The organism is Micromonospora chalcea (genome assembly GCF_002926165.1).
In the GTDB taxonomy this organism is placed as follows: Bacteria; Actinomycetota; Actinomycetes; order Mycobacteriales; family Micromonosporaceae; genus Micromonospora; species Micromonospora chalcea.
The window spans coordinates 19,821-29,252 of the sequence record NZ_MAGP01000163.1; the positions used below are offsets into that span (position 1 = coordinate 19,821).

General features: G+C 72.6%; 10 protein-coding genes. 4 read left to right on the plus strand and 6 right to left on the minus strand.

Annotated elements, in window-relative coordinates:
• Window positions 1-106: 106 nt before the first annotated feature.
• The 5 genes from BAW75_RS28360 to BAW75_RS28380 all read right to left on the minus strand — a co-directional run bounded on the left by BAW75_RS28360 (window position 107) and on the right by BAW75_RS28380 (window position 4,818).
• Window positions 107-1,120: an NADPH:quinone reductase gene (locus tag BAW75_RS28360; RefSeq protein ID WP_104115558.1), complete on the minus strand. Its 1,014-nt coding sequence runs from the start codon at window positions 1,118-1,120 to the stop codon at window positions 107-109.
• A gap of 91 nt (window positions 1,121-1,211) precedes the next feature.
• Window positions 1,212-2,348, minus strand: a complete 1,137-nt coding sequence (locus tag BAW75_RS28365; RefSeq protein ID WP_064448869.1) for a glutathione-independent formaldehyde dehydrogenase — start codon at window positions 2,346-2,348, stop codon at window positions 1,212-1,214.
• Between the two features lie 41 nt (window positions 2,349-2,389).
• Window positions 2,390-3,043: an HAD family hydrolase gene (locus BAW75_RS28370; protein WP_104115559.1), complete on the minus strand. Its 654-nt coding sequence runs from the start codon at window positions 3,041-3,043 to the stop codon at window positions 2,390-2,392.
• 31 nt (window positions 3,044-3,074) lie between these two features.
• Complete coding sequence (locus BAW75_RS28375; protein ID WP_208635330.1) at window positions 3,075-3,923, minus strand: SCO6745 family protein; 849 nt, start codon at window positions 3,921-3,923, stop codon at window positions 3,075-3,077.
• Window positions 3,924-4,062: 139 nt separating this feature from the next.
• The gene (locus BAW75_RS28380; protein WP_104115561.1) at window positions 4,063-4,818 is read right to left on the minus strand and encodes an FKBP-type peptidyl-prolyl cis-trans isomerase; all 756 of its coding nucleotides are present in this window, start codon (window positions 4,816-4,818) and stop codon (window positions 4,063-4,065) included.
• A gap of 63 nt (window positions 4,819-4,881) precedes the next feature.
• Between BAW75_RS28380 and BAW75_RS28385 the strand changes: the two genes are divergently transcribed.
• Window positions 4,882-5,274 (plus strand): PPOX class F420-dependent oxidoreductase, encoded by a 393-nt coding sequence (locus tag BAW75_RS28385; RefSeq protein ID WP_043327192.1) that lies wholly within the window; start codon window positions 4,882-4,884, stop codon window positions 5,272-5,274.
• A gap of 50 nt (window positions 5,275-5,324) precedes the next feature.
• Here BAW75_RS28385 and ku read toward each other — a convergent pair whose 3' ends face one another.
• On the minus strand, window positions 5,325-6,344 hold the full coding sequence (ku, locus tag BAW75_RS28390) for a non-homologous end joining protein Ku (RefSeq protein ID WP_043327190.1): 1,020 nt from the start codon (window positions 6,342-6,344) through the stop codon (window positions 5,325-5,327).
• 87 nt (window positions 6,345-6,431) lie between these two features.
• Between ku and ligD (BAW75_RS28395) the strand changes: the two genes are divergently transcribed.
• From ligD (BAW75_RS28395) to BAW75_RS28410, 3 genes are all read left to right on the plus strand, one after another.
• Window positions 6,432-7,370 carry a non-homologous end-joining DNA ligase gene (ligD, locus tag BAW75_RS28395; RefSeq protein WP_104115562.1) on the plus strand — a complete coding sequence of 313 codons (939 nt, stop codon included), beginning with the start codon at window positions 6,432-6,434 and terminating at the stop codon, window positions 7,368-7,370.
• A complete protein-coding gene (gene ligD / locus BAW75_RS28400) occupies window positions 7,360-8,274 on the plus strand; it encodes a non-homologous end-joining DNA ligase (RefSeq protein WP_104115563.1) in 915 nt (304 codons plus the stop codon). Before ligD (BAW75_RS28395) ends, ligD (BAW75_RS28400) begins: the two co-directional genes overlap by 11 nt.
• Before the next feature lie 184 nt (window positions 8,275-8,458).
• Entirely contained in the window at window positions 8,459-9,175 is a 717-nt protein-coding gene (locus BAW75_RS28410; protein ID WP_104115564.1) for a TIGR03089 family protein, read from the plus strand.
• Window positions 9,176-9,432: the final 257 nt, after the last annotated feature.

A 9,432-nucleotide genomic window follows, 5' to 3' on the forward strand; every position in this document is an offset into this window, starting at 1 on the left:
GGCGTTCGCACCGCGCCGGGGCCGCCCGTCCGTTACGGGCTGACCCGCACCGTCATTGTTGCGAAACTTGTTCGCGTCTGTCCGGCTGTCGGGGAAATCCGGTCACCTACTCGTCCGCGGTGGTGACCAGCACCTTGCCCACCACGCTGTCCTGCACCGCCTGCTGGGCGGCAGCGGCGTCCGCCAGCGGATACCGGTGCAGCGGCAGCCCGGCGTCCTCACCGATCCGGATCGCGCCCTGCGCCACCGCCGCCGCGATGTCGGTGACCGCCTGCGCCTTGGCGACCTTCGGCGCGGTGTAGATCAGCACGAACTGCCAGCGCGCGTTCGGAACCATCAGCGGCCGGATCGGCAACGTGATCTCGTCGCCGCCGTCGTCTGCGTACACGCAGACCGCCCCGCCGGTACGCAGCATCCGCACGTCGGCGGCGGCGTTGCGGGCGGCGGAGACCTCGACGATCGTGTGCACCCCGTCGGGCGCGACCTTGCGGACCTCCTCGACCACGTCCTGCTCGCGATAGTTGATCACGAAGTCGGCCCCGGCCGCCGCCGCTAGCTGTGCCTTCTCCGGGCCGCTCACAGTCGCGATGACGCACGCGTCGGCCCAGCTCGCGAGCTGGATCGCCGCGTTGCCCACCGCGCCCGCGCCGCCCTGCACCAGCACCACGTGGTCGCTCAGCGCGCCCGCGTGCAGCTTGTCCGGCATGTACTCACCGGCGGTCAGGCAGCGGTGCGCGGTCATGAACGGAATGCCGAGCGCCGCCCCCAGGTCGAACGACGCCGGACCGAGCGGCACCGCGTGCCGGACCGGAACCAGCGTGTACTCCGCGGCGGTGCCCCACGGCCGCTGCCACGCCGCCTCCCACACCCAGACCCGCTCGCCGATCAGCGTCCGGTCCACGCCCTCACCGACCGCCTCGACCACCCCGGCGCCGTCCTGGTGCGGAATCTGCCAGCCGCTCGGCAGCGGCCACGCCTGCCGGGCCTTCCAGTCGGTCGGGTTCACCCCCGACACGGCCATCCGCACCAGCACCTCGCCGGGGCCGGGCTCCGGCACGGGCCGCTCGACCACCTGGAGCACCGAGGCGTCCCCGCTGCGCTCGTACACGATCGCCTTCATCGCCGTCCCTCCGCCGTCCTTCCGGGTGCGCTACCCGGCAGCCGCCCGAACATGCGGCCCCGGGCGCACCCGGCCACCGTACGACGGCTCGTCAGGCGGCCGGCTTGAGCACGACCTTCGAGTAGCCCGGCTCGCGGCGGTCGAAGCGCTGGTACGCCTCCGGCGCCGCGTCCAGCGGCAACTCCTTGCTCACCACGAAGCTCGGGGTCGCCCGCCCCGCCATGATCAGGTTTCGCAGGTACGCATTGTAGGTCTTTACGTTCGCCTGCCCGGTGCCGATCCGCAGGCCCTTCTCGAACAGCTTGCCCACCTTGAACAGCAGCTCACCCCGGGCGGAGTGCTCGTCCGGGGCGCCCGGGTCCGCCGCGAGGTAGAGCCCGACCACGCCGATCGCCCCGGTCGCGCGTACCACCTCCACGAGCGTGTTCAGCACCAGCGCCGGCTGCTCCTCGCCGCTGGGTGCGGACGCCTGGTATCCCACCGCGTCCACGCCGTGATCGGTCCCCACCCCGTCGGTCCGGTCCCGGATCTGCTCGACCGGGTCGCCCGCGCTGAAGTCGATCGGGGTGGCGCCGATCGACTCGGCCAGCCGCAGCCGGTCCGGCACCCGGTCCACCACGAACACCTCGGACGCCCCGATCAGCACCGCCGAGTACGCCGCCATCAGCCCGACCGGCCCGCCGCCCATCACGGTCAGGTTCTCGCCCGGCCGCAGCCCGGTCATCGCCACCCCGTGGTAGCCGGTCGGGAAGATGTCGGCGAGCATCGCGTAGTCGTTCTCGTGTTCGGTGCCCGGCGGCAGCTTCAGGCAGTTGAAGTCGGCGAACGGCACCCGCAGGTACTCCGCCTGCCCACCCCGGTACGGCCCCATCGACACATAGCCGTACGCGCCGCCGGCGAAGCCCGGGTTCACCGTCAGGCAGAACCCGGTGCGCTGCTCCCGGCAGTTGCGGCAGAACCCGCACGCCACATTGAACGGCATCGAGACCCGGTCACCCACGCGCAGGCTCGTCACGCCCGGCCCGGTCTCGACGATCACGCCCATGTTCTCGTGGCCGAACACGATGCCCGGTTCGGCGGCCGTCCGTCCCTCGTACATGTGCAGGTCCGAACCGCAGATCGCGGTCGTCGTGACCTGGACGACCACGTCGTTCGGATCCTCGATCCGCGGGTCGTCGACCTCGTTGACGGCCACCTCGTGCGGCCCCTCGTACACCACAGCCCTCATGTCACCGACCGTAGGCCGGGTGGTGGCGGCGGGTGGGTGGTTCAGTCGATCCCCGCCACCACAGCGGGCGTGAGCGCGCCGATCGAGGGGAGCAGCACGGTCGCGAGCGCCTCGGCGTCCGGATCGAGCGGGTACGACCCGTGCGGCACCGCCACCACCCGGCACCCGGCGGCAGCTGCCGAACGGACCCCGTTCGACGAGTCCTCCACGGCCACGCAGCGGGCCGGGTCGACGCCCAGCCGCCCGGCCACCGCGAGCCACACGTCCGGCGCGGGCTTGCCCCGGGCGGTCTCCTCCGTCGACAGCGTCGCCCCGAACGAGCCGGCCAGGCCCGTCGCGTCCAGCGCCGCCGCGATCAGCCGGGTCGGGGAGGAGCTGGCCAGCCCGAGCGGCCACCGCGCGGCGATGCGGCGCACGACCTCCTCCGCCCCGTCGATCACGGGTACGCGCTGCGCGTACCGGCGGGCCATCTCGGTCACCACCTCGGTGGCGACCTGCTCGGCCGACCTGTCGACGCCCAGCTCACCGCTGAGGTACTCGGCCCACTCGCCGGTGCTCATGCCCATCAGCCGGCGCTGCGTGTCCGGCTGCCAGAGGCCGCCGTGCTCGGCCACGTACGCGCGCCGGACCTCCTCCCAGACCGGCTCGGAGTCCACGATCACGCCGTCCAGGTCGAAGAGCACCGCGTCCACCATGCCGCCATCCTGCCCCAGCCGGCGGCCCGGCTCACCGTGGCAGCGCGGCTCCGACCGACCGCTGCGCCGGCAGGCCGATCGGCGCCTTGGCCGGGATGATCGTGCGGCAGCGGGTAGCGATCGGCTCCAGCAGGTCCCGCAGCCGGGCGGTACGTTCCGCGCCCAGCGCCCGCCACGGCCCGGCAGCGGCCCGGTCGGTGGCCTCCTCGACCACGCGGAACGTCTCCGTGGCGTACGGCGTGGCCGTCCGGTCGGGGGTCAGCCAGCCCTTCTCCACCAGCCGCTCCTCGGCCGCGGTCCACTGCTCGTCGGTCCAGCCCCGGGCGGGCTGGTGGAACTCGCGGGACTGGTCGACCCGGCACCGCCAGGCCACCACCTCGGCCGGTTCCAGCCCGGTCGTCACCAGCGCCGCCACGTGGCCGTCGCCGCGGTGCTCGCGCAGCGTGGTGGCGGCCTGCCAGAGCCGGGCCAGCGGGTACTCGCCCCGGGGCAGGGCGGCGGTCACCGCGCCGAGCACCCGGCCGGCGACGTCCACCCGCGCGGCCGCCTCCTCCAGCAGGTCGGCGGCCTCGACCAGATGCGACTCGGGCAGCTCGTAGGTGAACTCGGCGAGCGCCTGCACACCACCGGTGAGCCGCGCCCGCAGCGCCTCCTCCGGGGTGGCCAGACGCCACACCGACGGCAGCGCGCGGGCCACCATGGCCGGCGCGAAGCTGAAGAACGCCGCGGTCACGGCGGGCGCGTCGACCGCGCCGAGCGGCGCGGCCCGCCCCGCGAAGTAGCCGCGCCAGTAGCCGCGCAGCCCGACCGCCTCGAACGCGGCGCGGGCCCGCGGGTGGAAGTAGGTCACCGCGTGGACCGGCTCGTACAGCGTCCACATCTGCCGGGTCGCCCCGGCCCCGTCCAGCGCCGCCACGTGCACCTCCGCGTCGGTGAGCAGATCACCGCGGACGGACGTGCCGCCCGCGGTGACCATGAACCTACTGCCGCAGGGTGACCGGACGGAAGCCTGGAGTGAGCTACTGCGCAGCCAGCACGTCGACGACGAAGCGCAGCGGCCCGGCCGGGCGGCCACCGGCGGCGTCGTTGCCGTACGCCAGATCGGCCGGCAGGTCCAGCTGCACCCGGCTGCCCACCGGCACGCCGACCAGGCCCTGGTCCCAGCCCTTGATGACCTGGCCCACGCCGATCTGGAAGGTGGCCGGCTGGCCGTTGTCCCAGGACGCGTCGAACTGCTTGCCGTCGGAGTAGAACACGCCCACGTAGTTGGTGGTGATGTTCTGCCCGGCCTTCACCGCCGGCCCGGTGCCCTTCACCAGCGTGGTGACGGTGAGCTTGGTCAGCTCGCCGGTGCCGGCCTGCACTGTCGGCTTGGTCTTCAGCGCCGGGTCGATGCCGGCGGGCAGCTCCGGAGCGGGCATCTCGGTGGGCTCGACCGGGGCGGTGGGGCTGGCCGAGGAGCCGGCGGTGGCCGCCTTGTCGTCGTCCCCGCTGTTCAGCCAGACCAGGCCACCGACCAGGGCCACCACGGCGAGCACGCCGACAGCCGCGCCGAGCATCGACTGCCGGCGGCGACGCGCCTCGGCGGCCTTCTTCTCGGCCAGCTGGGCAGCCAGCCGCCGCCCTGCCTTGGTGGCCGGGGCGGCCTGGCCCTCCGACCGGTTCTCCACACGCTCGCTCACGTCGACTCCCTGCAGGGTGGGTGGGTGCGCCCCCGGCGGGCCGCCGCCGAGGCCAGCGCACACGGTACCCGCCCAGAGCCCCAGCGTGCCCATACGCCCGCACCGATCAGGACACGGAGACCGATACGGGGGCACCGCACAGGGTACGTTTCGGGCATGGCGATCCTCAGCGAAGAAGACCTGGCCCTGCTCGGCGAGCCGCAGCTCGCGCACGTGGCGACGATCGAGGCCGACGGCACCCCGCACGTCACCCCGGTCTGGGTCGACACCGACGGCGAGCACATCGTGTTCAACACGGCCAAGGGGCGGCAGAAGTACCTGAACATGGCCCGCAACCCGGTGGTCGCGGTGTCGGTGGCGGACAAGGCCGACGACTTCCGCACGCTCTGGATCAAGGGCACCGTCGAGTTCGTCACCGAGGGCGCCGACGAGCACATCGACCGGCTGGCGAAGAAGTACCTCGGCCAGGACACGTACCCGTGGCGGCGCCCCGGCGAGGAGCGCGTCATCGTCCGGGTCACCCCGACCGAGAAGCTCGGGCGAGGCTGAGCGGTCCGGCCCCGCCCTCCACCGAGGGCGGGGCCCCGGCCGTACGCGCGTCAGGCGCTCTTCTTCGCGGCGGCCTTCTTCGCCGTCGTCTTCTTGGCGGCGGTCTTCTTGGCCGGTTCGGTCTTCTTCTCCGCCGTCTTCTTCGCGGGGGTCTTCTTGGCGGCCGTCTTCTTCGCCGGCTCGGCCTTCTTCTCGGCCGGCTTCCGGGCCGGGGCCTTCTTCGCGGCCTTCTTCGCCGATCGGGCCGACGAGATCGGCGTCGGCTCGGCCCCACCGCCGGACGGCGCCTCGCCCCGGGCCGCCCGGGCCCGCTCCACGGATGCCTTCAGCGCGGCCATCAGGTCCACCGCGGCGGCCGGCGCGGCCTCTTCCTCCTCCGGCTGCACCACCTCGCGGCCCTCGACCTTCGCGTCGATGACCTCCTGCAACGCCGCCCGGTAGTCGTCGGTGAAGGCGTCCGGCTCGAACTCGCCGGCCATCGAGTCGATCAGTGAACTGGCCATCGCCAGCTCCGGCGGGCGTACCTTCAGGTCCTCGTCCAGGAAACCGAAGTCGGGCCGGCGGATCTCGTCCGGCCACAGCATGGTGTTGAGCAGCAGCACGCCCTCGCGGACCCGCAGCGTCGCGAGCTGCTCCCGCTGGCGCAGCGCCACCTTGACGATCGCCACCCGCTCCGAGTCGGACAGCGCGTCGCGCAGCAGCACGTACGGCTTCGTCGCCGAGCCCTCCGGCTCCAGGAAGTACGCCTTGTTGTAGAGGATCGGATCGACCTGCTCGGCCGGTACGAACTCCAGCACGTCGATCGCGTGCGAGGTGCTCAACGGCAGGTCGGCGAAGTCCTCGTCGGTGAGGATGACCATCTCGCCACCACCGATGTCGTACCCCTTGGCGATGTCGTCGTAGGTGACCTCCTCGCCGCAGACCGAGCAGGTGCGCTTGTAGCGGATCCGGCCGCCGTCCTCACGGTGCACCTGGTGGAAACGGATGTCCTTCTCCTCGGTGGCCGAGTAGACCTTCACCCCGATCGACACCAGGCCGAACGACACCGCTCCTTTCCAGATCGCCCGCATACCCGCGCTCCTCTCCCCGGTTGACCACCAGAATCGCAAACGATCGAACGGGACGCACGCGCTTCCGCACCCAACTACAGTCGGAACGTGCCCGGCGCGCCGTTGAAGCCGATGCTCGCGACGACCGGGCAGCTCCCGGCCGGCGCCGCCTGGTCGTACGAGTTCAAGTGGGACGGCGTCCGCGCGCTCGCCGACATCTCCCGCGGCGACCGGCACTTCTACGCCCGCTCCGGCGTCGAGATCACCACCGCGTACCCGGAACTGCTCAACCTGGCCGAGCAGGTCGGTGACGCGCTGCTCGACGGCGAGGTGGTCCTCTTCACCGACGGGCAGCCCTCGTTCACCGCGCTCGCCGAACGGATGCACGTGCGCAACCCGGCCAAGGCGGCTCGGCTGGCGGCGACCGTACCCGTCACGTACATGATCTTCGACCTGTTGCGGCTCGACGGCGAGGACCTGACCGCCCGGCCGTGGCGGGAGCGGCGGGCGGCGCTGGAGTCGCTCGGGCTCGGCGCCGCCCGGTGGGCGGTGCCGCCGGTCTTCGGCGACGGGGCGGCCACCTACGCGGCGGCCGGCGAGCACGGGCTGGAGGGGGTGATGGCCAAGCGGGTCGACTCGCTCTACCGGCCCGGCGTGCGCTCCCCGGACTGGGTGAAGGTCAAGCTGGAGGTCACCGGCGACTTCGTGGTCGGCGGCTGGCGGCCCGGCGCGCGGCGCGTCGGCGGTCTGCTCGTCGGCGTGCCCGGCCCGGACGGGCGGCTGATCTACCGGGGGCGGGTCGGCGGCGGGATCGGCGCGGCCATCGAACGGGAACTGCTGCGTGAGCTGGAACCGCTGCGGACCACCGCGTCGCCGTTCGCCGCCGGGGTGCCGCGCGAGGATGCCCGCGGCGCGATCTGGGTAACTCCCCGGATCGTGGTGGAGGTCAAGTACGGCCAGCGCACGCCGGACGGGAGGCTGCGCTTCCCGCGCATCCTGCGCCTGCGCCCGGACAAGCCGCCCGAGGAGGTCGACGATGCCGGCTGACCGGCTCAAGGTCGAGGTCGAGGGGCGCTCGCTGGAGCTGTCCAACCTGGACAAGGTGCTCTTCCCGCAGGCCGGCTTCACCAAGGGCGAGGTGATCGACTACTACACCCGGATCGCCCCGGTGCTGCTGCCGCACCTGAACGACCGCGCGCTGACCCGGATCCGGTTTCCCAACGGCGTCGACGGCGGCTCGTTCTTCGAGAAGAACGCACCCGCCGCGACGCCCGGTTGGGTACGCACCGAGAACCTGCCCGCCCCCGGCTCCACGAAGGGGCGGGAAACCATCGACTACGTGGTCTGCGACGAGCTGCCCACGCTGGTGTGGCTGGCCAACCTGGCCGCGTTGGAGCTGCACACTCCGCAGTGGAAGATCGGCGCGCACCCGGACATGATGGTGGTCGACCTGGATCCGGGCGCCCCGGCCGCGCTCAAGCAGTGCTGCCAGGTGGCGCTGCTGATGCGCGACCGGCTGGCTTCCGACGGGATCTCCTCGTTCCCGAAGACGTCCGGGAAGAAGGGCATGCAGCTGTGCTGCCCGATCGCCGGTACGCAGGACGCCGAGATCGTCTCCGACTACGCCAAGCGGATCGCGCAGGAACTGGAGCAGGCGCACCCGAAGCTGGTCGTGTCGAAGATGGCGAAGAACCTTCGGCCCGGCAAGGTCTTCATCGACTGGAGCCAGAACAACGCGGCGAAGACGACAGTGGCGCCGTACTCGCTGCGGGCCCAGCCGGTGCCGGCCGTGTCGACGCCGCTGACCTGGGACGAGGTGGAGGCCGGGGCGGCCGGGAAGCGGCCGTCGACGCGGCCGTACACCGCCGGGGAGGTGCTCAAGCGGGTGGAGAAGCAGGGTGACCTGCTGGCGCCGCTGCTCGACGGCGGTCCCGAGCTGCCGACCGGCTGACCCGCCACCACGCGCCGCCCACCAGCGCCGCCGCCGGGCTCGCCGGGGCACAGGTCGGCACCGTGTACGCGAGCGCGGCCGCGACGGCCGCCTTCGCCGGGCGGAACACGAGCGGCGGTTGGTCCTCCTGGTCGACCGGTTCACCCGGCTAGGGTGAGCTGACCGCCAGGGAGGAGCACATCCGATGGCCACCCGCGCACCCGCCGCCGTCGCAACCGACGAGCCGCTGCTGACCTACCTCGACGACGCCACCGGCGAGCGCACCGAGCTGACCGGGCCGCAACTGGGCGAGTGGACGGCCCGCAGCGCCGGGCTGCTCCGCGACGGTTGCGGGCTGCGCCCCGGTGACCGGGTGGCGGTGCTGCTGCCGCCGCACTGGCGTACCGCGGCGGTGCTGCTCGGGGCCTGGTCGGTCGGGTTGACGGTGTCGTTCCGTCCCCGCGCGCTGGCCGGCCTGCCGGTGCTGGAACCGGGCGCGGACCGGCCGTACGACGCGGTGTTCGTGACCCCGGAACGCCTCGACGACTGGCTGGAGGACGTGCCCGAGGGGACGCACCGCTATCTGGTGGGCACCGGTCCGGGGCCGCTCGGCGAGGTGCCGCCGGGCTGGCTGGACTGGTCGGCCGAGGTGCTGCGGCACCCCACCGACCCGCCGGACTACACGGCAGTCGACCCGTCCGGGCCGGCCACCGCGGACGGCACCAGCTTCGGGGCGTGGCGTCGCCTGGCCGCCGAGATCGCCACCCAGCTCGATCTGCACCCCGGCGACCGCCTCCGGGTGGACCCGACCGAGGACGAGCAGCCCCTGAAGTGGCTCTTGGCCCCCCTCTCCGCGGGTGCCACGGTCCTGATCCACACCAACTCCGCCTCCGCCTCCGCCTCCGCCTCCTCGCCTCGCTGATCTTGCAGCCGCGGCCCCTCGGGTGCCGGGTTTGTGGCTTGAGTCCGGGCCGCAACTGCATGATCAACGGCACTCCTGGCGTTTCGCGTCGATCCACGCAGAGATCTTGGAAGGAAGCGGTCGTCATGAGGGCTGTTCAGTCCCATGACATCTGTCAGCGTTGAAGTCCCGATACATGTGTCACGTGGTAGGGATCTTGGGTCGGGTGGTATGTGCTGCCGGGCATGGCTTCTCGGCGGCATGTGATGAACCTGCTG

What these genes read in the sequence shown, in the direction of transcription:
- BAW75_RS28375 (WP_208635330.1), bottom strand. Translation starts at nt 3,923, where the DNA reads ATGTGGACGCTGTACGAGCCGGTCCACGCGGTGACCTACTTCCACCCG.
- ku (WP_043327190.1), bottom strand. Translation starts at nt 6,344, where the DNA reads ATGCGGGCGATCTGGAAAGGAGCGGTGTCGTTCGGCCTGGTGTCGATC.
- BAW75_RS28370 (WP_104115559.1), bottom strand. Translation starts at nt 3,043, where the DNA reads ATGGTGGACGCGGTGCTCTTCGACCTGGACGGCGTGATCGTGGACTCC.
- BAW75_RS28380 (WP_104115561.1), bottom strand. Translation starts at nt 4,818, where the DNA reads ATGGGCACGCTGGGGCTCTGGGCGGGTACCGTGTGCGCTGGCCTCGGC.
- ligD (WP_104115563.1), top strand. Translation starts at nt 7,360, where the DNA reads ATGCCGGCTGACCGGCTCAAGGTCGAGGTCGAGGGGCGCTCGCTGGAG.
- BAW75_RS28365 (WP_064448869.1), bottom strand. Translation starts at nt 2,348, where the DNA reads ATGAGGGCTGTGGTGTACGAGGGGCCGCACGAGGTGGCCGTCAACGAG.
- BAW75_RS28385 (WP_043327192.1), top strand. Translation starts at nt 4,882, where the DNA reads ATGGCGATCCTCAGCGAAGAAGACCTGGCCCTGCTCGGCGAGCCGCAG.
- BAW75_RS28410 (WP_104115564.1), top strand. Translation starts at nt 8,459, where the DNA reads ATGGCCACCCGCGCACCCGCCGCCGTCGCAACCGACGAGCCGCTGCTG.
- BAW75_RS28360 (WP_104115558.1), bottom strand. Translation starts at nt 1,120, where the DNA reads ATGAAGGCGATCGTGTACGAGCGCAGCGGGGACGCCTCGGTGCTCCAG.